Origin of the sequence: Micromonospora sp. DH13 (genome assembly GCF_020873825.1) — a bacterium.
GTDB classification, from domain to species: domain Bacteria; phylum Actinomycetota; class Actinomycetes; order Mycobacteriales; family Micromonosporaceae; genus Micromonospora; species Micromonospora haikouensis.
This window is the reverse complement of record NZ_JAHWGR010000020.1, coordinates 23,989-50,084: the sequence shown is the minus strand read 5'-3', so window position 1 is coordinate 50,084 and position 26,096 is coordinate 23,989. Positions and strand designations below refer to the sequence as shown.

The 26,096-nt window shown below is 67.3% G+C and carries 21 protein-coding genes; 2 read left to right on the top strand and 19 right to left on the bottom strand.

Going from position 1 to position 26,096, the window contains the following annotated elements; genetic code table 11:
• Positions 1 to 112: 112 nt before the first annotated feature.
• The 14 genes from LPA42_RS19605 to LPA42_RS19540 all read right to left on the bottom strand — a co-directional run bounded on the left by LPA42_RS19605 (position 113) and on the right by LPA42_RS19540 (position 18,455).
• Positions 113 to 6,034, bottom strand: a complete 5,922-nt coding sequence (locus LPA42_RS19605) for an RHS repeat-associated core domain-containing protein (RefSeq protein ID WP_228986745.1) — start codon at positions 6,032 to 6,034, stop codon at positions 113 to 115.
• A gap of 1,003 nt (positions 6,035 to 7,037) precedes the next feature.
• Positions 7,038 to 7,943: a DUF2637 domain-containing protein gene (locus tag LPA42_RS19600; protein ID WP_077936324.1), complete on the bottom strand. Its 906-nt coding sequence runs from the start codon at positions 7,941 to 7,943 to the stop codon at positions 7,038 to 7,040.
• Positions 7,940 to 10,768: a BTAD domain-containing putative transcriptional regulator gene (locus tag LPA42_RS19595; RefSeq protein ID WP_228986744.1), complete on the bottom strand. Its 2,829-nt coding sequence runs from the start codon at positions 10,766 to 10,768 to the stop codon at positions 7,940 to 7,942. Before LPA42_RS19595 ends, LPA42_RS19600 begins: the two co-directional genes overlap by 4 nt.
• Positions 10,769 to 10,796: 28 nt before the next feature.
• Positions 10,797 to 11,252, bottom strand: coding sequence for a pilus assembly protein TadG-related protein (locus tag LPA42_RS19590; RefSeq protein WP_077940437.1), 456 nt, complete (start codon positions 11,250 to 11,252; stop codon positions 10,797 to 10,799).
• Positions 11,249 to 11,710: a TadE/TadG family type IV pilus assembly protein gene (locus LPA42_RS19585; protein WP_077940438.1), complete on the bottom strand. Its 462-nt coding sequence runs from the start codon at positions 11,708 to 11,710 to the stop codon at positions 11,249 to 11,251. Before LPA42_RS19585 ends, LPA42_RS19590 begins: the two co-directional genes overlap by 4 nt.
• On the bottom strand, positions 11,707 to 12,096 hold the full coding sequence (locus LPA42_RS19580; protein ID WP_077940460.1) for a TadE family protein: 390 nt from the start codon (positions 12,094 to 12,096) through the stop codon (positions 11,707 to 11,709). Before LPA42_RS19580 ends, LPA42_RS19585 begins: the two co-directional genes overlap by 4 nt.
• A 93-nt stretch (positions 12,097 to 12,189) precedes the next feature.
• Positions 12,190 to 12,381 (bottom strand): hypothetical protein, encoded by a 192-nt coding sequence (locus LPA42_RS19575; RefSeq protein WP_077940439.1) that lies wholly within the window; start codon positions 12,379 to 12,381, stop codon positions 12,190 to 12,192.
• Between the two features lie 68 nt (positions 12,382 to 12,449).
• Positions 12,450 to 13,349 carry a type II secretion system F family protein gene (locus LPA42_RS19570; RefSeq protein ID WP_077940440.1) on the bottom strand — a complete coding sequence of 300 codons (900 nt, stop codon included), beginning with the start codon at positions 13,347 to 13,349 and terminating at the stop codon, positions 12,450 to 12,452.
• Complete coding sequence (locus LPA42_RS19565) at positions 13,346 to 14,248, bottom strand: type II secretion system F family protein (protein WP_077940441.1); 903 nt, start codon at positions 14,246 to 14,248, stop codon at positions 13,346 to 13,348. Before LPA42_RS19565 ends, LPA42_RS19570 begins: the two co-directional genes overlap by 4 nt.
• Positions 14,239 to 15,627, bottom strand: a complete 1,389-nt coding sequence (locus LPA42_RS19560) for a CpaF family protein (protein WP_077940442.1) — start codon at positions 15,625 to 15,627, stop codon at positions 14,239 to 14,241. The genes LPA42_RS19565 and LPA42_RS19560 overlap by 10 nt, the downstream gene beginning before the upstream one ends.
• On the bottom strand, positions 15,624 to 16,433 hold the full coding sequence (locus LPA42_RS19555) for a hypothetical protein (RefSeq protein WP_077940443.1): 810 nt from the start codon (positions 16,431 to 16,433) through the stop codon (positions 15,624 to 15,626). Before LPA42_RS19555 ends, LPA42_RS19560 begins: the two co-directional genes overlap by 4 nt.
• 1 nt (position 16,434) lies before the next feature.
• Positions 16,435 to 17,040: an SAF domain-containing protein gene (locus LPA42_RS19550; RefSeq protein WP_077940444.1), complete on the bottom strand. Its 606-nt coding sequence runs from the start codon at positions 17,038 to 17,040 to the stop codon at positions 16,435 to 16,437.
• Between the two features lie 156 nt (positions 17,041 to 17,196).
• Complete coding sequence (locus LPA42_RS19545) at positions 17,197 to 18,108, bottom strand: hypothetical protein (RefSeq protein ID WP_077940445.1); 912 nt, start codon at positions 18,106 to 18,108, stop codon at positions 17,197 to 17,199.
• Positions 18,102 to 18,455 carry a hypothetical protein gene (locus LPA42_RS19540; protein WP_228986743.1) on the bottom strand — a complete coding sequence of 118 codons (354 nt, stop codon included), beginning with the start codon at positions 18,453 to 18,455 and terminating at the stop codon, positions 18,102 to 18,104. The genes LPA42_RS19545 and LPA42_RS19540 overlap by 7 nt, the downstream gene beginning before the upstream one ends.
• 1,021 nt (positions 18,456 to 19,476) lie before the next feature.
• Between LPA42_RS19540 and LPA42_RS19535 the strand changes: the two genes are divergently transcribed.
• Together LPA42_RS19535 and LPA42_RS19530 are read left to right on the top strand one after the other, a co-directional pair.
• Positions 19,477 to 19,794, top strand: a complete 318-nt coding sequence (locus tag LPA42_RS19535) for a winged helix-turn-helix transcriptional regulator (RefSeq protein ID WP_308291154.1) — start codon at positions 19,477 to 19,479, stop codon at positions 19,792 to 19,794.
• Positions 19,795 to 19,799: 5 nt separating this feature from the next.
• Positions 19,800 to 20,474, top strand: coding sequence for a prepilin peptidase (locus tag LPA42_RS19530; protein ID WP_077940449.1), 675 nt, complete (start codon positions 19,800 to 19,802; stop codon positions 20,472 to 20,474).
• Positions 20,475 to 20,837: 363 nt separating this feature from the next.
• Here LPA42_RS19530 and LPA42_RS19525 read toward each other — a convergent pair whose 3' ends face one another.
• The 5 genes from LPA42_RS19525 to fxlM form a co-directional block, all read right to left on the bottom strand.
• Positions 20,838 to 21,557, bottom strand: a complete 720-nt coding sequence (locus LPA42_RS19525) for a helix-turn-helix domain-containing protein (RefSeq protein WP_096761761.1) — start codon at positions 21,555 to 21,557, stop codon at positions 20,838 to 20,840.
• Between the two features lie 5 nt (positions 21,558 to 21,562).
• The gene (locus LPA42_RS19520; RefSeq protein WP_077940451.1) at positions 21,563 to 21,979 is read right to left on the bottom strand and encodes a helix-turn-helix transcriptional regulator; all 417 of its coding nucleotides are present in this window, start codon (positions 21,977 to 21,979) and stop codon (positions 21,563 to 21,565) included.
• Positions 21,979 to 22,473 (bottom strand): hypothetical protein, encoded by a 495-nt coding sequence (locus LPA42_RS19515; RefSeq protein ID WP_158229518.1) that lies wholly within the window; start codon positions 22,471 to 22,473, stop codon positions 21,979 to 21,981. Before LPA42_RS19515 ends, LPA42_RS19520 begins: the two co-directional genes overlap by 1 nt.
• A gap of 294 nt (positions 22,474 to 22,767) precedes the next feature.
• Positions 22,768 to 23,862, bottom strand: a complete 1,095-nt coding sequence (locus LPA42_RS19510) for a hypothetical protein (RefSeq protein WP_077940452.1) — start codon at positions 23,860 to 23,862, stop codon at positions 22,768 to 22,770.
• A 135-nt stretch (positions 23,863 to 23,997) separates the two neighbouring features.
• Positions 23,998 to 26,034 (bottom strand): methyltransferase, FxLD system, encoded by a 2,037-nt coding sequence (gene fxlM / locus LPA42_RS19505; protein WP_228986742.1) that lies wholly within the window; start codon positions 26,032 to 26,034, stop codon positions 23,998 to 24,000.
• Positions 26,035 to 26,096 lie beyond the last annotated feature (62 nt).

Here is a 26,096-nt window from a genome sequence, read left to right as displayed (position 1 = left end):
CCTTTTCGCGTGGCGAGAGTGTAGATTCCGCTACCAATCCATAGAAATGCGAGCCCAAAGAATAAGGCGCTGTTTGTTTTGCGGTATCGATGAGTCAACTATTCACCCCTTTTCAGCAGCGGCGTGTGTATGGGTATGCCCAAGCCCACGGGACCCACCAGCTTGCTCCATAGGCGCCACTCACCGTAACGCAGCGGTGGTCGGAGATCTTTCCTCCCAGCCAATCGTCAGCCTTGCCGATGGCCCAAATGAGAGCGCCGATGGCGATTCCCGGGAGGCCGCGCAGGATTGATCCGGCTACGATGCCCAAGATGCCTGCCACGCCGCTCGAAATTCTCCAGTACCACTTCATAGTCTGTGACTCCCAGCGGGTATAGGAGACTGTGAAGTTGCAATACCAGTTTGGGTACCGAGATTTATAGCAGCTGACGGAAAGTCTCTTAAGTCCACTGACATCCGAGCAGCCCAGTGGATCGCCGACGCAGTACTCGTAGGGATTCGCGTTCCCGCCGTATATTGCATCTTCGGACAAGAACCGACCTGTGGTTGGGCTGTAGATCCGTGCTCCCATCAATACGAAACCATTTGGCGTGTCTGCAGCTCGTTGATCGTTTGCGAGCCATCCATACCGACGTGTTCCGACGTCAGAGAGGTCTCTGGGCTGGCCGTACTCGGTCTGTTCGGAGGTGTAAGTCAGGCCGCCTTCAGTCTCTGCCACGCCAGCCACGTTGTCGCCGTGCAAATTCAGGATCGTCCAGGTGGCGCCGGTGGTGTTGCGGAATATTCCGGCCATGCCCATGAGCCCAGCGATTGGGCGTGAATAATTGTTGTTTCCTTCGCTTGTCCATACGGGGCTATCGCCGTCGCCAGCGTAATGATTGCGTTTAACAGTGCCGTCGGCGGTGTCAGTCCATGAGCGAATACGGTTGTTGATCACGTCGAGGTCATAGGTTGCGGTGCGACCACCGTGACTGATGGTGCGAACCATGTCATTGACATAGTAGGTGAGTTGGCTGTCTCCAGCGCTAGGCTCAACCGAGTCGGCGGCAGGTTGGACAAGGGTACGCCCTAGGGCGTCTAGGCTGTATCCCGTCCCGTTGGCCCGGTCAGCGCTATCGTATGTCCAGGTGCGCGTGCTGCTGGCTGCCGTTGTCTGGCATGTGCCGCCAAGGCTCGGGCCAAACTCTGCTAGTTCGGTCCGGTTAGTGGCGGTGTCGAAGCCGTAGCTACGAGTAGTGCACTGTCCAGCTACGGTGTCTTCAACTCTGGTCATTCTTCCAGCGTTGTCGTACTGATAGACCTGGCCAGACAAAGAAGAGGTCCGTTGTTGCCACTGATCGTGGGCGTTGAAGGAAGCCGCCTCCGTAAAGATCGTGCAGTCGGGTTGACCGCAGCCAGTCTGGACGTAGTTGAGGCCGGTGGGTATTCCTCGTTCGTCCGAGGTGACGGTGACGACCAATCCGTTGGGCATTGTTTGGCTTACCACTTGACTGTCGGCATTGTAGCTTCCAACGAAATTGCCGACCTGAGAGTCGGTGAGAGAGGTAGGCAAGCCTCTGCGTTCGTTGCCGCCGTCGTAACTGAAGGTCCGAGTGCCCTTTCCATCGTTTGCCGATGCGGGGCGCCCGGCAATGTCGTAGGTGGTTGTAGTAATGCTCCCATCCGCGTCGGTATATGCCACCAGGCGGCCAAGGGCGTCATAGTCGCGAACAACTTCAGCAGTCACCGTTCCCGTAGCGTCAACCGACTGGGATCGGATCAGGTGAGGGCTGGCTTGGGCGTAGACGTTGCGACGTTTCTCTACAGGCTGGCCCATGCCTGGAGCGGTTACCGTGACTTCCGCTAGCCGGCCCGCAGCGTCGTAGGTTGATTCTGTCCGGCGAAGTTCGCCGGCTGCCGTTCTCTCGACCTTGGAGCGTGGCAGTTGGTATATGTCGTACGTGGTGATCGTGGCTGGCAGCTCGGGACCGATCTCAGGTTGACCACCGACGTGACTGCGGCACATCATCCCTGACCACTCTGCTCGGTCACCGCACTCGGGGTGCGTGGCATTGGCGACAGCAGTGTAATAGACGCTGACTCGAGTGGCTGGTGTGCTGTCGACGCTACCGCCCCCAGCGGTGGTGTTGGCGGTGACTCGACCTGCGGAGTCGTAACTAGTCCGGGTCACCTGATCCAGTCCTCCTGGATCCACGGTGACTCGCGTGACCTGCTTCAGGTTCCAGTCGTACTGCCTGGTGGTGGTTCTGGTGTCACCGTCGACGGTTTCCCCGCCAGCAATGTAACTGACCGAGACGCGTTCGGTCGTGGGCAGATCGAACGGTCCACCCGTAGTAGGCGCTCCCTCGTCGTAGCTGTACCTGGTGTGAGTGCGACCGCGAACCAGCGCGCCGGAGGGCAGGATCACATCATGCTCAGGTCCGAAGGTTTCCAGAACCTGCTTGCCGTCCGCTGAGTAGATGGTGCTATCGGTGAGTTTCATCGCGATGGTCGCTTCATCCGTCGCGGTGTCCGTCGCTGAGGCGTCGAGCGCACGTTGACGGTTGCCGGCGGTCAGTTCACCGATCAGGTTGCCGTAGCCGTCAAACCAGGTGGTGCTGATGTAGCCGCCTGGTAGAGCTGTGTTGACCCTTCGTGCATTGGCGTCCAGGTAGTTCACCGTGGCCCGCTCATAGGAGGTGGGCAGCGCGCCGCTAGCGGGGTCCCCGGTTGGTACCTGGGTTGCTGGAAACACTGCCGTCGCGTCGGTCGGTGGCTCCGACTGGGCCCAACGGGCCGTCTGCGTGCTGGACAAGTCGTAGGGTGCTCCGCTGCCAGAAGTTGGCACTCGATAGACGACCGAACTTACCGCCGTACCAGCGGTTAGAGCGGACCGGGCCACCTTGTACAGCCTGCCCTTACCTGGATCTGCCGGCAGGGTGGTGTATGTGAACTCCCATGGCTCCTCACCGGGAGGGGTCATCTTGGTGACGATGCCGTCGACGTTGTAGTCGTAGGTCGATCGCAGAGTGTGCGTGCTTCCGCCATCGGTGTAGTCCAGTCGGGGGTCCCAGAAGGCGCGAAGGCGGCCTGCGTTGTCGTAGGTGTACCGGGCCACCACAACGGTCCGCATCGCTGGCGTACTTAGGTCCGGATCCCATGCGGTGTAGGAGATCTCCCTGACTCGCCCGACGTAGTCACCCCAGGCGCTGGACGACGTACCCGTGGCGGTGGTGGTCGTGGCGTAGCTGAAGTTGAGAGCCCTACATCCGCGTACCAGTGCGGTACAGCTGACTCCGGCCGGAACGGGTGCTAACAGCTGGGTCGGCCGCATCGTGTCTTGAGTTCCAAGGGTGACCTTCTCCCAGGAATAGGTCGATGTGTTTCCTGACCCTGGCGTGCTGATCGAGGCCGGCATGTAGATGCCGGCCGGATCGGTGGAAGCGCGGGTAAAGGTCACAGTGTTTCCGGCACCGTCGTTCAACGTGTAACTGCTGTTGGTTGAGTCGTAGGTCAAGCGGTATTGTTCCGCCCCGACCTGCGGCTGGTAGGCGGCACCGGTGCTGTCGACTTTGGTAAAGCCTATGGTCGAACCGTCCGGTAGAGTGATCTGTATCAGGGTGTCGTAGGTCGCTAGCTTTGTATAAGGCGAATCCGCGTCGCTAAGTAAGACGCCAGAGACCCAGCCTGGGCCGAACAAAGGGTCGACGACGTCTGGCTGCCGGGTGTTCATCGTGCGTGATACGGAAAGGCCTGCAATCGAAATGTCAGATTGAGTGAGCTGGTAGTTGCCTGTCATGAGGTTGACCGAGCCGGGCCCGACCTGACTAGTGTCGGCGCTAGCAAGGTTGCGATCGAAGGTGATGCGGATGGCAGGCTCGCCCACGTTGTCGTACTGGCCGCGGAACTCAAGCGGCCCGTCACGAGGGACTCCCTCCGGGTCAGCAGCAGCAAGTGTGGCGGCCACGTCCCAGTTAACCTTCGGGATGCTACCGCTTGAGGCGGAAATCGGCCACGCGGCGACGGTTCCGCCACCCACGGCGTAGGTCACGTGAGCTTTCGGGACGATTGTCCAGGCGTCGGCGCCAGCGCGCCGCCACTGGTAGCGGACACCCGTGATGGTTGGGGAAATGACTGAGGTGATAGAAACCTTCGCTGCCGTTACGTCGCCGGTTTCCGGTGATGTGACGGCAGCGGATCCTACCTTGAAAGGGTATCCGCGAATGTTGGACAGATTCCCTGCCGCGTCCCGGCTGCGAACGTAGAGAGTGTGCCAGCCGGCGGTCGCGGGAGTCAGCGTGACTGAGGCCGCTGCGCCGAGACTGGGCGCGTTGATTACTTTGTCGGGCGGGTTGACGTCAAGCCCGTACTCATACGCCGCCACATCGCTGCCACCGTTAGGGTCAAGGGTGAAAGTGCCCGGAACCCCTGCGTCGCCACCCCACTCATTCTTCGGATAGGTTGTTGAACTAATGATCGGCAGACTGGCGTGCGTCGTGTCAGTGGTGAACTCGCAGAATGACGACCACGCGCCGTCAACGATTCCGTCGTTGCCCCGCACTCGCCACTTATAAGAGGAACCGTTGGTCAGAACACCCGTGGGGATTGTGGCGCTGAGCGTGGTGCCAGACGCTGCAGTGCTCGTAATCGCACTACCGAGCTTCGTGGCCCCGTTCAAGGTCCACCACTCAAACTCTGCCTTCACCGATGAGGCATCACCATCGGTGACGACAGCCCTCAGTTCCGGGGTCACGCTATTGATCTGCGGCCGGCTGCTGCCGGTCTCACAGGCGGATTCGGGCACCGTCGAACGCGTGCCGACGGTGGGGTAGGAGTTATATACGACCACCGAGTACGGCACCTGGGAGGTGTCAACCGCGTTGCGGGAGCGCAACTGTTTGAAGCTGTTGGCGATGCTCTCGTTCGTGCCCCGCACACCCATGTAGGCGGTGGACTGGCCCGCCGTTGCCGCCCTTTGGAAGAAGTTGGTGCCGCTGATACTCACCCAGCCATCGTCACAGGCCGACGAGAAGCCCTTGGTCTCGGTTGAGGTCGCTTCCTTCTGAATCCAGGCTGGTTGGGTGTCCCACCGCGTCGCCGAGGAGGCCGCCCCGGTAGTCCAGATCTCCCAGGAGGTCGCCGTGCAACTGTTCGACCAGAAATTCCAGAAGTAAACCGTAGCCGAGTTGATCTGCTTCCCAGCCAGCGCTGAGGTCGGCCAGTGAACGAAAGCTCGGGCCTTGACAGCCGGAGAGCTTGCCTGCAAACCCAACTGCAGGTCGTTCGCCCCGCCGCGATCAACCGTGTCGCCCTCCTTTACATACGTATCAAAGGAGGTGTAGAGTGGGTTGATTTGCGGATCGATGGTCACCGGGTACTGGGTCGCGGAGTCCTTTAGCCATTTCAGGTCTGGACTAAGCCGCATGGTTAGACCGTCGCCGGCGGATTTGGCATCTCGGCCGGGCCGATCGGCTCGAGTGGCAATTACCGTCCTACGGGTTGGCTCGTCGGATCCCGGCGCTCGGCGGGCGTCCCACATTTCTGGCGCCGGAACGGTCGCCATAGGTTTGCCCTTGACGTCTTTCAGAGTCAGCCCACCGGAGCGATCCTGCGTGAACGACGACAGCCCTTTGCCTGTTACCGGCAGGGTCAGTGACGGAATTCGGTCGACGGCCGCCTGATTTTTGACGGTCAGATACTCGGAGAATCCGGTCCGGGTGGCCTCGACGACCAAGTCAATGCCGGGCACGACGTCCCGGTAGATGGCCCGATTGCGTTCGAGGGCAGGCGCTGGTAGGGCGCCCGGCCAGCCTAAGGCGAGCCGCTTGTCTCCCTTGCCGACTGCCGCAAGTTCCCCGGCGGTCGAGCGAGCACCTGAAATCCACAGATCGAGCGGGTGCGCGATCGCTCGCACCGAACCGTCCGCAGCCGGTGTGAGAGTAAGATCAACCGGCACCCAGCGGTTGTCGCGCATTATGCGGACCGGGCCAGCATGCACGGTCGCCTCGACCTGCCCATTCGGATAGGCGATGTATTCGGCCGACTCGGTGGTCATGTTCGTAATCCGAACCCGGCTGCCTGTCAGTCGGGCAGTGATCAGAGCGGCCATTTCGTCCGGCCGCTCTAGAACTCGGTCAGGCGCGCTTTGCGGTGCCGCCTCTGCCTTTCGTGCAGGGATCTGGTTTGCGGCGGTCGCCGCCATTGCGACAGCGACTCCAGCGGTGAATATCTTGCCCCACCGGGTAGTTCTCACTCTCGCACATCTGCTGATTGTTCCTAATTTCTGCTTGCGTGCAGGAGTCATCGACTAAGTTCTCCCGTCCCAGTGCCAATGGAAAGATCACAGTACGAACGTTCCAGGATCTCCGTCAAGCAGAACTTTGTGTAATCGGCGTCGAGGTCAGCTAGCCGATGTGTAGGGCGTCTATAAGTGTCGGAGTCGTGTGGCAGGTCGGTTGTGGCCGGTTGGGGTGCATAGCAAGGCAGGCATCGGGTTCGTGATCATTGCGCCACCTTTTAGCGTGATTGGCGGTTGATTTTGACATAATGTAGAGCGAGGGCAGCGGCGGTGGCACGCCATGGCGGCTTTGTTCATGATTTCCAGGCCTTGAGCGTGACAACGGTGCATTCCGCAGGCTCGAAGCTTCGCGTGCGCCCGTTCGGCCGTACTGTCAACCAGACAGCTTCGGCCGGAAGCGGCACCGCTTGAACGGCGTGCGGCCACTGTCTTGGACGCATCGGTGGTGCACCACCTGTGGGCTAGCCTGATCAACTACCAGATCGCACTTGTAGGGCGTCCACGCGCGTGCCCTTAGGGCAGCGCAGTCCGCCACCGCCGCAGTACGCCGACCGACTCGACACCTACAGCCCGCCCGAGCCACCGGAACGCGCAGCTGTCCACGAATCGAGACACGCTATGAAGGGGTACGCCTCGCTTGTGTGGACATCAATACCCGGAGTCGTGATGGGTGGGGCGGGCGGCGCTGGCCGCTCTGGCAGGCTCGGCCACGGGTGGCATCCTCGCGTGTCTGATCCTGCGGTGAGCTGAGGTCGGCAGATTAGACCGATGCCGTGGGCCGGGCGCCGTTGACCGGCTGCGTCTCCTGGCGCAGCGTGGCGAGCAGTTGTGAGACGGCGCTGTTGCGGATGGAGTGGCCGTTCTGGCGTAGCCGTCGGGCGAGGGCATCCCGGCTGACAGTTCGGCCTTCGCGGGTCAACTCGTCACGGGCCGTGCGGGCGGCGGGCAGTAGCGGCACTAGGTCCGGGGCGAGGTCGACGTCGATGCCGTCGGTCTCGTCGAATGGGTTGTCATCGTCAGGTTCCGCGTCAAGGTCAGAATCAGTCTCGCTGCCCTCCGCTTCCTGAGCGTCGTCCTGAGAGCCGGCAAAGCCAGGAGTCCTGCCGTGAGCTGACTCGTCGACCTCACGGGGAGGTGGTTCGGACAGTGGACTCTGGCGGGGCGGGCTGGTGTCGCTGGTCCCAGGCGTGGGCTTGGCGGGTGCCGATGCGATGGGCTGGCCTGGAGGTGGTGCCGCTGATGCCTCGGCTGGCACGGTGTGCGGTTGAGGTTCGGCTTCGCGGCGGCGGGCGGCCAGTTCCACCAGGGAGACTGACGCGACGATGATCAGCCCGTCCACCGAGAGTGGTAGGAGGTACGGCACGGTGCCGGTCTCGCCGTATCGGGCGACGACTCCGACCATGTGGTGGTAGCTGATCCACGCGGCGATGGCGGCGATGGCCGAGGCGGCGGCGACTCGGATGACGCCAAGTGAGCGCCGGTGCACGGGCACCCGGGTGACCAACTCGACGGTGATCAGCAGTGCCATGGGTGGCCATGCCGCGATGGCTTGGGAGATCGGGTTGGGTTGGGCGTGCAGGATGTTCGCGGTGACCGAGGCGGCTACGCCGAGGGCCAGCGTCGCCCGCACGGCCCATTGCATTCGCTGGAGCCGCGTGGCGGTCATGGCCGTCCTCCGGGAACGGTGCCGGCGGGTCGGAGTTGGCGTTCGGCGACGCGGCGAGTGGCCTGGGACGGCTCGGCGTCGCCGAGGTCTGCTAGGCGTTCCTCCAGCCGGCGCAGGGTGCGCCGCACGGCGTCGGGCCGCTGCTGCCGGCCGTGGATGCGCATGATCCGCTGGTACAGCTCCTCGTTGACCGGGTCAAGGTCGGCGGCGCGTTCGAGGGCGGCAACGGCCTGGCCGGGGTGGTCGGGTTCGAGGATTTCGGCGATGCGGGCGTAGGCGGTGAGGATCTGGTGGCGGTAGCTGGTGGCGTAGTCGGTGGCCCATGGGTGGTCGTGGCCTTCGGCGAAGTCACCTCCATACAGCTCGGTGGCTCGGCGTAGCGCGGTGAGCATCGCCGTGTCGTCGTCGGTGGTGGTGGCTTGGTCGATGGCAGTGAGCATCTGCCAGAGGTCCACGGTGACGGTCTGCGGGTCGAGCTGGTATCGGCCCGTGGCGGGGTCGTAGACGATGAACATGGGCTCGTCGTGGCCGGTGGCGGCGCGGAGCACTCGCCGGGCGGAGGTGATGTCGGTGCGGACGCGTTTGACGGCGGCGGTCGGGTCGGCGTTGGGGTGTAGGTCGGCGGCGAGTTGGTCGAGGGTGCGGCCGGCGGGGTGGGCGGCGAGGACGGCGAGCGCGGTGTAGGAGCCGGTGCGCATTCCGGTGGCGATCGGACCGGCGTCGGTGGCGACGGTGACCGGGCCGAGCACTCGGAGGCGGACCAGGGCCGCCGCGTCGTCGGCCTGGGCCGGTACGGCCTCGTGCGGCTCGACGGTCACCGCGGCCGGCGAGGTCTCGGTGGGCGGGTCGTCGACGTCAGCGCCGGCTTCGGGGCGGGCTATCGCGTCGGTGAGCATGGAGAGGATGGCGGCGAGTTCATCCGCGCCGAGGGTGGACAGCCGTCCCACCGTGCAGGGTTCGTCGTCGCTGCTGGTGACGCCCTCGGCGTTGATCTCGATGGTGGGGATGCCGTCGTGCGGGCCGAGGATGACGGGGTGCAGGTTCAGGGTGGCGCGGTGGGTGGCGATGGCTTGGAGACGGGCGGCGTGCCGAGGGCTGGAGTCGATGAGCGGCACGTACGGCGGTTGCGTCTCGGCGTGGTCGGTGCGGGCGTTGAGGTCGGTGATCGTCTCGGCGTCGAAGGTGTCCAGCAGCCGGCGGCGGCTGATCATCTCTTCCTCGGCGTGGGTGATCGCGGCAGCGGTGTCGGCGAGCACGATGAGGCGTTCTCCGTCGTAGGCGGTGCCGTCGGGGTCCAGCCCGACCGTCGGGGCGTCCTCGGGCAGGAGCTGGGCGAGTAGGTCGGCGGTGGTGACCACGACCGGGCGGGTGCTGGCGGTCTCGACCGCGCCGCTGGTCAGGACGGACGCGAGGATGGCGCGGGCTGCTGGTACGGCTCCGTTGCCGTGTAGGGCGACGCCGGGACCGGGCAGGTGGAACAGGCTCATCTCAGCGCCGTCGGAGTTGACGCCGATTGGTGCCGCAATGGCGGGGCTGGCGGGGCGGTGGTCGCTGCTGAGGCCGAGGTGGCGGCTGCCGATGATGTCGACGGGGGCCAGAAACGGTGGCATAGGGGAGCGTTGCGGCGCGGTGCGTACCGGTGCGGGGAAGGTGAGCCGGGCGCGGCGGCGTCGTTGCAGGCGCAGCAGAGCGGCTAGGGCGGCGATGGCGGCGGCCAGGCCGAGGCTGATCCAGCCCTGCGCTGGCAGCGTGATTCCGGCTGCGTCGGTCGGCTGGTCGTCGGAGGGGTCGGTGTCCGGCGCGGGGGTGGCGGCATCGGCCGAGTCGGCGGGTGCGCTTGGTTCGGCGGTAGGCGGTGAAGGGCTCGGCTCCGGGGTGGTGGCGCTGGCCGGCGGCGCAGGTGGTGGGATGGCCGGGGCTGTTTCGTTGGCCTCGGGCGCGGTGGTGTCGGGGCTGTCGGGCGGTGGGTCCTGGGTGTGGGGCGGGGTGGCTGCTGGTGCGGCCTTGTGGGCGGGGAGTGCGAGGATCCAGCCGACGTGGATCTCGTCGGGGTCGGTGAGGGCGTAGCCGTTGGCCTGTTCGTGTCCTCGGTTGAGTTTGTAGATCTCTCGCCAGCGGTGCGGGTCGTCGAGGTGCTTGGCGGCGAGGTCCCACAAGTTGTCTCCGGCGACGACGCGGTGTGTGCCGCCCGGGGCGTCTCGTGCCCAGGACGGAACGGTGGCAGGGCTGTCTCGGTGGGTGGTGAGCGGGCCGGTGGCGTTGGTGGCGGACACGCCGATGGTGAGCGCCGGGCGTGGGCCGTGTTCCACGGTTGGCAGGGCGGCGGGGTGTGCCGGGGCGACGGCAACGGCCGGGCGGCGTGCGGCGGCGTCGGCGGCAGCCGCACCAGCGGTGGGGGTGGTGACGGCGCGGGCGGCGTCGAACAGCACGGCTCCGACGATCGCGCCGACGAGGACAGCGGCGACCCAGCGGATCGGGCCGCGTCCACTCGCCGGGGGGCGGGGCTGGCCGCGCCGGCTGGCTCTCGTGGCGGCGGACGTCTCGATGATCTCGATGGTGGTGTCGCGCAGGAACTGCGCCCACAGCACCCAGCCGATCGTGGCCAGCAGCGCGAAGACCGTGGTGTCCGACCATGGGCTCGTGATCGCGGCGTGTAGGTCGGTCAGCGTGGGCACCGCGTCGGGCTGCGGCCAGCCGATCCAGTCGAGGGGCCAGCCGGCCGCGACGATCAGCAGCCATGGCACCCCGGCGGTGAAGCCGGCCAGCACGGCGAGCGCGAGCAGGGCAAGCACGGTCCGGGCGATGGCGGCGATGGTGCGGGACATGCGCGGTCGTCCTCTCCCAAGGTGCGGCTCAGGTGTTGGGGCCGGTAACGCCCTGCACGGCGGTGGCGCTCGCGGAGGCGGACACGTCGAGCTGCCGCACGCCGACGATCTGCAGGAGCTGGGTGCGGCTGGTCCGCCGAACGGTCACCGTGACCGTGGTCGTGGTCGCGCTGGCCTCGCCCGTGGCGCCCGCCGAGGCCAGCCACGCCCGTGCGGCCGACGCGGCTCGGGCCGGGTCGAGTACCGCGACGTTGCGGGTGCGGTACTGATACAGGTCGAGTTCCTGCGCACCGGCCCTGGCCGCAGCCTGGGCGATGTCGAGGGCACGGACCTTCTGCGTGAGGGCCAGGCCGGCGTCGAGGACCAGCCCGGCCACGGCGAGCAGGGCGACCATCATCAGGACCGCGAACGCGGTCACCTGGCCGGAGTCGTCTCCGGCACGCTCGCGTAGCCGTTGCCAGTAGCGGGCATCGGGTGGGGTCATGAAGGGCCTCCGCGCCACACATCGATGGGAGAGGTCGCCGTGGCCATCACGACGCGGGAACCAGGGACGGAGAGCAAGGCGAGGTCGGACAGCGGGACGGTGCATCCCACGGTCACGGTGACCGCCCCGCCTGGTCGGAGCCCTTTGGTGGCGACCGTGACGGTGACCTGTCGGCAGGTGACAGAGCGGGCGGCGAGGGTCTCCCGGGCGGCGCGGTCTGCCTCGGCGCGTGCGGCGGCGTCGGTGCGGGCGAGGGAGGCGGACCGGGCCGCGGTGCTAGCGGCGGCGTCGAGGTCCATCTGTGCCGAGACCAACCTCCCGCACAGCACTACGAACAGCATGACGGCCACCAGCAGCGGGGTAACGAGGGCCGCTTCGGTGGTGCTCGCTCCCCGGTCACCGAGGGCGGTGACCTGCCGCAGTCGGAGGAGTCCGGTTGACGCAGCGGCCCAGGTCATGGCGTGGCTCCATCTGGCACGAAGCGTTCGACGGGTCGTACGACGGTGGCGCGGACGGTCCACCGCACCCCGGGGACCACGGTCGCGGCGGTGCCGGTGATCTCGGTGCGGACCTCGGTGGCGGTGCGGGCTACCGACACCGACGGATCCTTGAGTACGCCGTTGCCGATCGCGGCGAGGGTCTGCTCGCCCGCGTCTCGGCCGACGGCAGCGCTGGATTGGTAGCCGGCGGCGGCGTTGGCCGAACGGGTCGCGGCGCTCTGGGCAACGTGGGTGGCGTGCATGAACACCCCGGCCTGGATGGCGAACATGACGATGAGCAGCAGCAGCGGCATAGCGATGGCCAACTCGGCGGTCGCGGCGCCCGCGTCGGAGTAAGCGGTCACGCGCCCCCACCGGGCGCGCAGCCGTCGGGCCGCGCCGAGCGCCGGGGAGGGCGGGCGCTCGGCGCGGTGTTCCCGGATGGTCGGCGGCATCGGTCAGCCGAGGTCGATGCTGTTGGCCTTGCTGGTGACCTTGACCGCGATGATGCCGAGGACCACGATCGCCAGCGTCACGAGCACGGCGGTGACGAGGACGGCTTCGGTGGAGTAGCCGCCGTCTTTGGTGTCGCGCACCGCCTGCCAGCGGTGCCGCAGCTCGGCGGCGAGGTAGGTGACAAGAGCGGACATGGCGTGCTCCTCCAGAGTCGGGTAAGGAATCTCGTGGCTGTTCCGGATTTGTGAACTGGGGGTGCCTCCTACAGCCCGCCGAGTACGGCGGCCATCGCCGGATAGCCGAGGAAGATCAGGAACCCGGCGAACAGGGCGACGATGGGCAGCGCCATCCGCTCGGTCGCGGCGTTCGCCTCGCCCTCGGCGTCGGTGAGTTGCCGGGCGCGCAGAGCGATGGCACGCGAGCGCAGGGACGCGCGGACCTTCGCTCCTTCGGTGCCGGCCAGCCCGACGGTGGCGGCGAGCTGCTGTAGCTCGGCGACGGCGACCCGGCGGCCGAGGGCGGCGAGGATGTCCCACGGCGGCACCCGAGCCAACCGCGCCTCGGTCAACGCGTACCGCAGTTCGGTGTAGGCGGGGCCGGAGCCGACCTTCGCCGCGTCGTCGAGCGCCTGGTCCACCCCGGCCCCGGACGCGAGGCTGATGACGACCAGATCCAGGAAGGACGACAGGGCGTCACGGAACGCCGTACGGTGCTTTGCGGCCTCCGAGCGCACCGACAGTTCCGGGGCGAGGAACCCAGCGATGCCGAGCGCTAGCGACGCGGCGACGGGCACCGTCACGCCGGTATCCACTCCGGCGAGGACGAGCAGCGTCGCGGCGACGGGAGGCAGGAGCAGCCCGAACACCATCGCGGTCGCCTGCTCGGCGAGGTGCACGTCGACCGGCTTGTCGACGGTGGCGAGGTCGCGGCGGATACTGGCCAGGGGAAGACCCGTGCGACGCAGCCACCGCACCGCCGGGCGACCCCACCGCCCCGACCACCCCAGCGAGTGAGTCTCGGCGGCGGCGTCACCAACGCGGCCGATCCCGTACGGGGCGTCAAGGGCCTTGTCCAGCCGAGGCGGGCGGGGGAACCAGCCCACCACCATCAACCACAACCCGAGACCAGTGCCGAGTCCGGTCAGCAACACCAGCCCGGTCATGTCGGCACCACCTCGCCGTCGACTGGCGCGGCGACACCGGCCAGGACACGGGCGGTATCGCGGTCGCGCATGAGCCGGCCGAGCCAGACGAACGCGGCAGCGAAGCACCCACCAGCGGCCAGGAGCACGAGCTGACCGGTCGCCGTGTCGAACGGGGCCAGGTAGCCCCGGTTGAGTAGCGCCAACAGTCCGGCCATGGTCAGAGTGGCACCGACGATCACCCGTGCGGAGGTGCGGTTGCGTTTGCGGGCGGCGGCGATGCGGTGCCGGGATGCGACCTTCGCCCGCGCGGACGCCGCCAGCTCTCCCAGCACGTCACCGAGCTGCCCGGCGCTGCCCCGCGCGGCCATCACCAGCCCGGCGACCACCAGATCGGCGGTCGGGTCGGCCAGCTCGGCGGCGAACCCGCGCAACGCGTCACGCAGCCGCCAACTGCGCTGCAGGCGCACCGCGAGGCGGGTCACCTCCTCACGGATCGGCTCCGGGGCTTCGATCGCGCTGGCGGTGATCGCCTGTTCCAGCCCGGCCGCGCCGGACAGATTGTCCCGCAACGCCTCCGTCCAGGTGGCGATGGCCTCGATCCGGGCCACCCGGCGGGCGTGGTCGCGGTCCGGGCCGATGACCTGCGGCAGCATCCACGCCCCGGCCGCTGCCAGGCCGGCTGCAACCGGCCAGCGGGTCACCACACCGACAACCACGCCCACAGCCAGGAACAGGGCTACCCGACGCCGGTCGACCGGCCCACGCTTCGAGGCGAGCCTCGACATCCACGACTCCGTGTTCGAGTCGCCGGGCCCGTTGTCCGGGGGCGACAGGCCGACCACGACCAGCAGCAGCCCGAACGCTGTTCCGGCCCCCAGCAGGGCAGCCAGCGGCACCGTCAACACCATTACGCCCACCCCCCACCCGGGGCGGTGCGGGCCTCATCGAGCAACCCCGGGTCGAAGCCGCACCGGACCAGCGCCGACAGCAGCCCGGTCGATGGCGGCGCACCCGGGACCGCTCGCCCATCCGGGTCAGGGCGAAAGATCTCGTTGCTGGACACGGCCAGCCCGTCAGCGCCGACCACCTCCCGCACCGACGTCACCGCCCGCACCCCGTTGTCACCGGTGAACCCCAGGTGCACGACCAGGTGAACCGCCTCGGACACCAGTGGATTGGTGGTGGCGGGATCCAGGCGTTCCGGCGCCTGCGCGGCGTAGAGCATGAGCTTGTGAAACGCCCCGGCCGACGACGAGGCGTGAATGGTGCCCAACGAGCCGTCGTTACCCTGCGACATCGCGTTGAGCATCGGGATGACCTCGTGCCCGCGGATCTCCCCGACGATGACTCGGTCCGGCGACATCCGCAGCCCCGAGCGGAACAACATGCTCATGTCGAGCGCGCCCTCACCCTCGACGTTGGCCTCCCGCGACTGCAACGCCACCACATCCGGATGCACGGCCTTGTCCGCGTCGAGTGCCAGCTCATAGGTGTCCTCGATCGTGACGATCCGCTCGCTCGGTGGGATCGCCGAGGCGAGAGCACGCAGGAGGGTGGTCTTACCCGCACCGGTACGCCCCGCGATCAGCACGTTCAACCGCGCACGCACCGCAGCGGCCAACAGCTCCCGCAACACCGGGTTGACGGTGCCGAGCTGCTCCAGATCGGCCAGGGTGACCTTCACGTAGCCGTGCCGACGGATCGACAAAGCCGGACGCCGCGTCACCGACATGATCGCGTGCAACCGCGAGCCGTCCGCGAGTTGCAGATTCAACACCGGGGCGGCCCGGTCCCAGCGGCGCTCCTCGCCACCCTCGCCGCCGGTCTCCGCGCGCCCGGCATCAGCCGCCAGGCGGCGGATCAGCTCCACCATCTCCGCATCCGAGTCGGCGATCGGCCCGACCTGAGCGCGCCTGCCGTCGCTGTAGCGAACGAACACCTGGTCACAGCCGTTGGCATTGACCTCCTCGATCCGCTCGTCGTTGAGCAACGGTTGCAGGCCGCCCGCGCCGAGCAGCATGTCCGCCACCGCCCGACCCACCCGCGACTCCACCTCCGGGCGCAGCGGCGCCCGCCCGGCGTTCATCTCCTCCGTCGCGTACCCGTCCAGAACCTCACTGATCAACCGGCCGGTCGTCGCCGCGCGCTCGTCGACTGGCATTGACGAACCGGTGGCCGTCTCGTGCGCCCGCGTGGCCCGGGTCAGCCGCTCGGCGACCTCCCGACGGACCCGCCGCACCACCGTGACCTCGCCAGACTCCCCGGCACCCGGGGCCGACAGGAAGAGGCCGGTCACGACGTCGCCTCCGTGGGTACGTCGCTCGCCTGCGGGGCCGCGACGGGCAGGTACGGGCCGAGGTCCGTCCACAGCCGCGCGTAGGCGGCCATCAGCGGCAGACGACGCCAGCGCCGCCCGGCCACGAGGTCCCCGCCGAGCACTCCTGCTGCCCGACGGTCGTCCGGCAACGGACCGAGCACGCTCACCGCCTCCGGATCACGGGCCAACTCCTGCCCGACGTGAGTCGACAGGACATCCGCCACGTCCGCCGCCGAATACACGCCGCCCGCGCCGAGCAGCACCACCAAGCGGCCAGCGCCCGCATCGACGAGGTCGCCCAGGTGCTCCCGCAGATGGGCCATCTCGTCGGCGTTCGCCCGCGCCAGCACCACCACCACATCCGCGAGCCGCAGCAACGGCCACATCGGCGAGCCCGGCCCCAACCGGCCGCAGTCCGCCACCACCACCCGATCCGGCGCAGCCAGCACCGCCCGACCGCTCCCGGTCAACTCCGGCAACGCCGCGCGGGTCTGCGCCCCACCCGCCGGGGCGACCACCACCGCCACCACCACCTCGGCCACCGACACCGGCTGCGACACAGCGGCGAACACGTCTGCGGAACTCGCCGCGCCTCGGGCGACGGCGGCCAGGTCCACCACGCTCGGCACCGCCGCCAACCGGTGCCGGCGCATCAGGTCCCCACCTGCGGGATCGCACTCCACCACCACCGGCCGCGCCCACTCGGGCGCGACCGCGGCCAACCCGAGTGCCGTCGTTGTCGAACCCGGACGACCCTTCACATAGGTCACCGCCACCACAGGCATGTCAGCTCCCCAGCGGCGAGGTCTGCATCAGCACCACCCCGCCGGACGAAGCCGCCGCCAACTGCGGCGCGTCCGAGGCAGCCAGCAGAAGCGTGATGACCGTCGAGCCTTGGCCGTCCCCGGCGAGGTCAACCCCCAGCACCACGGCCGACAACCGCGCCGGGGTCGAACCGCTCGCCGTCGAGCTGGCAGCCGGAGCGGGCTGACCACTGTCTCGCGCGGCCGAGACGTAGACGGACACCTTCGCACCGGCCGTGAGCCCTTGCGGATACTGACCCGGCTTCACCGCCACCGAGGCGGTTACCTGACCGTCCGGCGGAAACGCGGCATCCCCGAGCAACTCCGGCGTCAGCAACATGCCGGCCACCAACGGCACCACCGCCGTGCGACCAACCACCTCCACCGCCTGCGCGGCCGGAACCAACCGAACTCCAGGGTCACGGGCGGCGGAGACCTGCTTGAGGTCGGCAGCGGTGATCGGCTGCCCGGCAGCCACCGGGCGCGCTACCGCGAGTACCTGCATCCGGTCACCGAGCTGCGCCGCGCCGTACGCATATGCCAGCACACACACGATCACCAGCAGGCCGCCCAACGCGACGAACGGCAACCGGCGACGCCGACGAGCGGCCCGCCACGACCCACGTCCCGCACTGCTGGCAGCAGCCGCCGCACGATCGCCCAGACGTGATTTTGGGCGCACGGAATCCAGCGCCATGACTTGTCCTCCTCGGGAAACGGCGCTCGAACGAACTGACTTGTTGGCCTAACGCACGACGGCCTGCGACTCCTGGACCCGCGTCTGCACCTGCCCGGTCGTGGTCAACCCCGGCACCGTGCCGGACTGCCCAGCACCAGCCCAGCTCACCTCCCACGTGACCGTCACCGTCACGACGTAGCGCCCACCCGGTGAGCCAGCCGAGGACCGCCGGTATACATGCCCGCAGTCAGGCGACGCCTTCGCCGGATCGGTACCCGAGGCCCACGGCGTCCCCGGTCCACCGCACGTCACCGTCACTCCGTCACCCATCGACCAGCTCGCCTTCACCGGCCGCGCCGTCGCCGTGACGCTGACACCCGGAACGGAGGCGGTCGCCGAGCGCGTTCCCCACGACCCCCGGTCGAGCGCCAGCCAGGCCGGCAAGTTGACGAGCTGATCACCAGGCGGATTCATCCGAATGACGACACTCGGCAAGTCAAGACGCGCCCGCGCCTGCCGCGCCAACACCGCCGGAGACACCACCGGCGGATCACCCGCCATCCACACCACACCTCCGAGCGCACTGCCGTCGCCGTAGCAGGTCCGCATGTACCAACCACCCTCGCCCGTAGGCTGACCCCCGAGAGCCGCGATCGTCAACGGCGACGGGTCGGTGGGCGCGTAGTAACAACCATCCGACCCCGCCCACGCACCGTCCCGCTCACACGGAATCTCCTTGCCGGCAGGGTTGCGGCACTTGCCATCCCCACCCTGGCCTCCGCCACCATTGCCGCCGCCTCCAGGGTTGCTCGGCTGGCCGGGGGTGCCGGCGTTGACGTCACAGACCGGTCGGGGGTCGTCCTTGCTGCACTCCACACCACCGGTACCGCCACCGGCGTAGGCGACTGCTGGACCCACCAAGAGGACAGCCGCCGCGACGGTGGCCAGAGCAGCGAATCGTCGTGTTCCCGTCAGCATGTGCCCGCCTCCTCCAGGAGGAACGAGCTGACCCGCCAGCCCTCGGCCGTCCGGTCGACGGTCGCCGTCGTGCGGTGCCGACCGCCAGCCTCGTCGTTGGCCAGACCGCCGGACGCCTTGTGCTCCAGCCACTTCTCGTCGTTCACGCAGTCCAAGATCGTGGCCTCCGCGGGGTCCACGGCGGGCGTCACAGCAGTGACCTTCGGGTCAATCACCAGTTGGCCGAGGATCACTTCCTTCTGCTCCCGATTGGTGTAGAGGGCATTGACGATCAACCTGAGCGCTTGGCCCGAGGCGTACTTGCGCAAGTCGGGGGCGTCAGGGTCCGACACTTTGCCCGCCTCCACGAAGGCATCCCACATGCCCCGGTACGCGGCGATAGCGTCACTCCCAGCGGTGGCGCTCGGCTCAACGGTCGTAGGGCTTGGCGATGTCGCTGGAGCAGTCGGTTCTGGCCGGTCAGAGTCGTCGGAGTTGCAAGCAGCGGTGAACAGCACCGCCGCACCGACGAGACAAGCCACGAGCGGACGGGTCAGCACCGGCCAATACCTCCCAAATCTCGTGAACGGACCGGCTGCAAGCCGGCCTGCGACCGCGATCGCCGCCCGTCGGTGGCCGACTCGCTCAAGGTCACGAGTCGTGTCTACACCCTGACCCCGCAGTGATGTCTACGTGCGTACCTGCGGCTACGCGCTTCAAGTAGGGCTGGACTCGCGCACCCGGAGATACGCGCTATGGGTAAATTGGTCTCCAGATAGCTACAAATCGATCCAAAATGGCTGTCGCCTACCCGACAGATAAGTAGACGGCAATTGTGACCACGATTGGCTGAAAATAACTGTGCCGGGAGGGTGGGGAGGGTCAATGGGCGATCACAGTGGAACAGAGCAAACGCTGTCCCTGCTGGCCCGGCATGGTGCCTTAGGGTTGCTGCTAGCGATGCACCGTCGCGGCGGCGTCGCCAACTTTGCCCAGATCGCGGCTGAGTCCCCCCAGCCTGCAGCCCTGTTGAGGGCAATGGCGGCAGACGGCTTCGTGGCCGGCCCTCACGCCGGCTCGTTGGACAGCGAGCCGCTCGCCGACACTCACTTCTGTCTGACCAGCAGGGGGGCGGCCATCCTCGGCCACCTCCTTCGGCTACGTCATTGGCTGGCATCGCGCACAGCCTCGGACCCGAGGCCGGCCGGTACCTGACCCACCACTCGAGATGCATTGATTGCGAAGATCATCCGGAAAGATCCGTATCCTCCCGAATGAATTCCATAATGGACTAAACTTTCCTCACGTTTAACCCTCGCCGAACAGTTATGCGGCCTCATAGACTGTCGTCTTGAGCTGGCGCGCTCGATTCGGGGGAGGTGAGTTGCGCTGACGAACGATCTCGAACACCTACTCAACCTGGCTAAACGGAAGCTGTCGGTTGCGGTACTGACCGCCCTCCACGAAGGCCCACTGCGCTACTCGAAGCTTCATCACGCGGTGTCTCAGGCCAGTCCCGATGTCGTGCACGCCCGCACGCTGACCGACACCCTGGCCTACCTCCGTGCCCACGACCTTGTTGAGCACCACCAGGGCGACGACGGTGCCGACTACCGGCTGACTCATGGGGGCGTCGAGCTGCTCGACCTCCTCGGCGAGATCGATCGGTGGAGTCGGGAGCACCGCGCGAGCGGCGAGCGGACCTGACACCCATGACCAACGGCGTAACCGCGATCGGCCTCGGCCTCGCGGGCGCGATGGCCGGTGTGCCGATCGCTGCAGTCGCGTATGGAACGGGCGAGTCCGGGCCGGTACGTCTATCCGCAGGCTGGTGGACCGGCAGTCCCGCTCGCCCCACAGAGGTGATCGTTACCGCCCTTCTTGCCGCCACCGCCGCCGCCGTCACCGGGGTGGTCATACCTCTCGGTGTCACACTGCTGGCCTACTGGCTCTTCGCGGTGGTGGGCGTAGGTCTGGCAATCATCGACGTGCGGTGCCGGCGGCTGCCCCATCGCCTCACCGGCTCGCTGTGGGTGGCGTCTGGCCTGCTCTTCATCATTGCCTCCCTTGCCGGAAGCGATGTCGGGCCGCTTCTTCGAGCTGCATGCGCGGGTATCGCCGCAGCGGCGATCATGCTTACCATCGCCTTGGCGTTGCCCGGCCAGCTCGGCCTCGGTGATGTCGTGTTCGTTGGCGTCATCGCGTTCAACCTCGGCTGGCTGGGCTGGCATACGGCGATGCTCGGTTTCCTTGCTGGGCTGCTCCTGCACGGCACCATCGCTTCCGTCGCCAGAATCCGACGATCGAACGACGTTAAGAACCCGTCGATTCCTATGGGGCCAGCCCTCGCGGCCGGTTGGGCTCTGGCCGTGGTGATTGCCGCATAGCGTCACCGGTCAGTTGGCGCGGGCGGGGCAGGATGCTGCCGTGACGCGTGACGACGGGATCAGTCGCCATCACGCTCGTACATGAGGGCATCATCATCGATGGGACGGCCGCGACCGCCGACTCGGAAGCCGGTGTGTCCCGGCTGTGGAACGTCCTCGAATCGCTGCAGATCAACGCCTGTGGTCGCTATGACGAGTTCGGCGTGAAGCCGAACCGGGCACGGTGCCGCCCGTCCACACGCCTTGCAGACCCTGGGCTGGCTCCCGATGGTGTGCCGTCGGTAGAGGGCCACCGCCACGTCGAACATGACCGACTGGCGCAGTCCCGGGATGACTGTCAACGGCCCGCCCATTGTTTTCCCTTCACCGCGCGGCCTGTAGTCCCTCGCTTCGTTGAAGTGCGGTCACCGTCGCAGGACGACCGGTTCGAGGCACCCAGGCATGGTCGGTGGACCTCATCGGCAGCACTTGAAGAATCCGTGCGAAGCGGGTCCGAGCGTCCTGGTCGGCGAGTTTGAGAAGGTCGTCGAGGGCTGCCTGCATCGCCAGACTCGGCGGTTCATGCTGTCTGCGGTCCTCCCAGTCGACGATGATCGAGAGGGCGACGCGGAGCCGTTCGGCGAACGCCCCAAGGCTGAGCCGCAGTGCCTCCCGCAACGCAAGGACTTCCCGCTCTCTCCAACGAGTAACCGTGACCGTGCATCCGCAGCCGGGAGTCGTGATCAGTAGGCTGGGTAGTGGCTTCGGCGGTACGGCTGCCTGATGGCGTAGTAGTCGTTCGTGTTCGGCTACCCAGGCTTTATGGGCCCGCAGCATGGTGATCAGTTCCTGGAGCGTGTCGAACGCGTCCACCAGCGAACCTTGCGCCCGGAGTTCGCGGTCGGCGCGCTCCCAGAAGCCACGGGTGGTGGTGTTTCGCCCGATCTCCACGTTCGCTACCGAACTGCGGGAGTAGGCCGTCCGTTTGGCGAGGGCGGTCTGGGTCATGCCGGCCGCCTTGCGCCAGTGGGCCAACTGCCGCCCCAGCGCCTTCTGCAGGTCGCGAATCTGTTCAGGAGTGACGGGTTCCGGGACGGTATCCATAGTGATCATCCGTGCCGTCCGCCGCGAAGTGCGTACAAGCGCGATCGGCCGCCACTGTTCACGAGAGGAGCGGCGTCGGAGTCGACTGGCCCGAGAGGCAGGGTCTCCATGGTCACCATGAACCGTGTCGGCATCGTCGCCGATGCATCCGTTCGTGGCTGCGTCACCGATTGGTCCATGAATCGCCGCAAGCGGGCCAGCGCTCCGCCCGTCTCCAACGCCTGGTCACAGCGGCTCATGACATCCAGGCTGGCCGCGCGCTCGGCTTTCTCAATCTTGCCGAGCAGGTCCGGGCTCACGTACACCAGCGCCGCGAGCCGTGCCAGCGATAGCCCGCGCTGCTGACTCCAACATCGCAGCTCCGCGCCGAGAAAGTGGCGGGCGGACGCGTGGGGCCTCAACTCGGCCGGCTGCTGCCCCATCAGGCTCTCCTGCGTCTTTCGGCGAGTGAGTACACCCGTGCGCCACCGCTGGCAGGCAGCGGTGGCACCGAGAGGTCGGAAAAGCCCTCGGGTATCGCGGTCAGTGCGACGCGGACCAGCCCACCATGTCCGCTGTCGACCGTGACCACGACCGCCGTGCCCGCCGCGACGCCGAGATGAACAGTGGGCGTTACATCCGCAAGGTCGTTTGGCGACGTGAGCGGTTTGGGTTCCGGCTCCCTCTCCCATGCCGGAGCCGGCACTGTCTTCGCGGCCTCGGCCGGCCGTCCGGAGCCGTAGATGACGTGTAGCCCGATCGCGGCGTCGTTGTCCACGCCGAAGACCCCTCGTAGCCCCGCCCGGATGGGCGATCTCGGCCAGCGGGACTCGCCGCGCTCAAGCTTGCCGACGTACCTGCTGTCAAGGCACGTACGTCGTCTCTGGTGCTTCCAGATCCACGCGTTGATCGCCTCGGCAACCTCCTGGCGCGACATCGCACGACCTGACCCCGTCGGCGACTGCATGGCCAGCCGTGCGTGCCGCAGCAAGTCGTTCGGACTGCGTGGAGCCCTCGTTCGAGCACCCGGTGCGCCGTTCACTATCAATGCCCTTTCAAAATCAGACCACCGCGAAGGATAAAGATCTGCTGGCGGGCGCCAGCTTCCGTAAGCGCGGAGTGTCTTCACCCTTGCTTTAGCGGCGACTTCTGTGCTTACTGCAGCTCCGAGAATTAGGTAGGCCCGGCTATCGCAAGATCGACTGGGTTGCCGTGGCGTGAATCGGTGCTCCTAGCGGGCATGGACGCCGTGATCTATTGCCGTTTCCGCCATATCAAGCGCTGAGGAAAGTCGATCAACCGCTGCTGCTGGCAGACGGCCTTGGCCTAAACCGCTTGCCTTGATCAGAGCCCGCAGCGTCCCTTGGTTTTCGCAGGTGACGGCCGGATGATTGATGAGGTCGCGCGCCGCATTGGCGTCCTCGTCGTGGGTCGCATCTGCAATCAACCGTTTGGTCAGGCTGTCTGCGACACCGGTTGGCACGCTCATCGCGAGGTCCAGGGCCGTCAGTCCGAGGCGAACGCGGAATACGGTGAGACCGGTGGTTTGTGGTGTGGCCGACACTCGATCGATGAGGTCAGCGTGGTCGACGGGGGTGCGACCCGCAGCCAGTTCCAGCCAGGTCGTGAGGAGTCCATGCACCGCGTGCTCCCACGGCGTTTCGACCTTGGTGGTCGTGAGGAGAGCTGCTGCTGCCGGCCCTTCGTCCTGCAGTAGGTGGGCAACGATCGTGACCTGTCGTCCGTCAAGGAGGGTAGGTCCGATCCCGTCGTGTCGGCGCACATGGGCCACGGCGTCGTCCCACCGTCCGGCGAGGGTGAGAGCGCGGGTTCCGTCGGAGAGCAGTGTGCCGCGCAGCCAACTGATGATCTGGCGGAGTTCTTCGGGGTCAGCGGGAAGTTGCCGAGGGTGTATCTCCAGGTCGTCCAAGAGGGCGGGAGTGCCGCTGACGATTGCCGCGTACAGCTCGGTGAGTAGGCGGTACGCGCCGTCGCCGTCGCCTTCACGAATGCGGAGGCGAGCGAGGTTGACGACTGGTTCGAGAGCGAAGCGGGCCGTGTAGCCGTTCAGCGGGGCTTGGTTGAGGTAGAGGCTTGCGTGACGGCGGCACCAGGCGCGGGCAAGGTTGGGGTCTCCGCAGTCGGAGGCGAGGAGGGCGGCCCCGTTGAACACCATGGACGCCTTGTCCGGGTCACATTCGCGGTGTGCGGTTTCGGCGAGCCTGACGAGCCGGTCTACCCGAGCATCCAGTGGTTTGGCGGGCGGTCGTTTGCGGGCGACGAGAGGGAAGCGGGCGGCGATGGTGGCGGCAAGAGACGGAGTCATGGTGTCCTCATCTGCTGCGGAAGGGCCGCGTAATGGCAACGAGGTGGGTCCAGGTCGTGCGTGACGTCTCAGCTGCGCTCGTCCCTGGGGTGCCGGGGCGGGACAGGACAGGGCACCGCCCCGGCGTGGATGCGGTCAGAAGGAAATCGTGAGGATGGTGTCGGATCGGCTGATGTCGCCGCGTCCGGCGGGCTGGCTTCCTGCGCGGTGGGCGGTGACGGTGGGCTGGTTGGGGCGGCCTGCGGCGTCCCATTGGTCGAGCAGGTTGGTCAGGTCGGTGGCGAGCGCGTTGGCGTCCGGTCCGTGGGCGATCGCGCCGAGTTCGTGGTGGCCGTCGCCGCCTTCTTGGAAGGCGAGGTAGGCGATGGTGCCGCCGTGGTAGATGGCGGCCCCGGCCCATCGGTAGGCGGGGGTGACAAGTCCGCTGGTGCGGGCGGTGTCGCCGACGCCGAGGCGGCCGAACGGCGTGTTGGCGTGGACGAGGAGCCACAGGTCGAGGTGGCCGATGGGGTCGGCGTCGCTGACCTGGATGCCGGTCCAGCGTTCGAGCCGGGGGTGACTGAGGGCGCTGGCGAGGGCGGCGCGATCGGGCTGGTCGGTGGCGTCGAGTTTGAGGACCACGTCGGCGTCGAGGCGTACGTGGTGGTCGGTGTGTTCGGTGCTGCCGCGCATGGGGACGAATCCGCAGACCAGCGGCGTCGTGGTGCTGACGAGCTGGTGGGGGCTGGTGCGGTCGAAGGCGAAGCATCGGGTCAGGCCGCTCTCGTGCACGCGCAGGGGCACGACGATGCGGCCGTGGTCGGCGAGTTGTTCCCACCAGGCGGCGGAGATGTCCCAGGCTCCGGCGGTGATGATGATCCTGTCGTAGGGCGCGTGATCGGGGTCGCCGAGGGCTCCGTCGCCGCAGATCACCCTCACGGTGTCGTAGCCGGCGCGGTCGAGGCCGGCGCGGGCGCCGTCGGCGAGGTCCTGGTCGAGTTCGATGGTGACGACCTTGCCGCCGGGGCTGGTCAGCTCGGCGAGCAGTGCGGCGTTGATGCCGGTGGCTGCGCCAATCTCCAGGACGCGGTGGCCGGGTTGTGGGGCGAGTTGTTCAAGCATGTCCGCGACGAGGCTGGGGCTCGACGCTGATGACAACGCCGCACCGCTGGGGTCTCGTTTCGTGACGATCTGACGGCGCGTATAGACAGTCTCCAGGTCGACGCCGGGGAGGAACTGCTCGCGGGGGACCGTACGGAATGCGTGCGCGACGGCGGCGGAGCGGATGTGTTCGCGCTGTTCGAGCGTGCTGACGAGCTGTTCACGCAGCGTCGCGGCACTCGATGGTCCCGGTGCGGTGGGGGATGTGTTCACTGCGTTGACCCTACTGTCGATCTTGGCGGTGGGCTGATAGCCGGATTGGGTGTTGAACGGGTGGCGGAAGGTGACGGTCACGGCCGCCGTCGCGAGCAGCCAGGTGTCGGCGGCGGAGATGCCGAGCTGGTTGAACAGGAACAGAAGGTGGTGGGTCAGCACCTCGCGTAGGTCGCGGGTCAGAGCGCCGTGCCGGTCGAGGAAGCCGAGGTCCGCGCCCGCCTGCTTGTGGGCTTGTGGCCATCGTGGGGTGACGGCCAGCGGGCTTTCGGCTGTGTCGTCGGCCGCGGTGATCAGGCGCTGCACCGCCGCGATGAGTCGTGGACTCGGTGCGGGGGCGCTCGGCTGGTGCCGGCGCGAGGCGAGAAGCCGCCAGACGTCGCCCTGCTCGGAGAACTCCAGTCCGGCGGCGCGCATGAGGCGTGTGGCGAGCAGGACGGCGAGTTCACGCCGGTGGGTGCCGCCGGCGGTGGCGAGGTGGCCGAGGATGTGGCGGCTGTCCGCGTGGAAGAGGGTGTGGGCAATTGTCATTGCCTGGTCCCCGCCGAAGGCGTACGCCTCGGGCCGGTAGACGGGCTCGGTGACACTGCGGATGCGGTCGTCGTCGGTGATGGCGGCGAGGAGGGCGTAGACCTGGGCGAGCCGGTCGCCGGGCAGGAGCCGCAGCCGCCACGTCTCGCTCTTGCGGATGAACCAGAAGGCGGTGATCGCCCGGTGGTCTTCTGCAGCGGTGAGCTCAGCGGCGAGCCGTGTTGCGGCGAAGTCCTCAGCGGTCTGCCAGTCCGAGAACGTCAGGTTCAACTGGCGCCATCGGCTCACCGGTGCCACGCCTGGTGGCTCGGTGTCGGGTTCAGCATCGAGATCCACGACGCTCTCCTTGT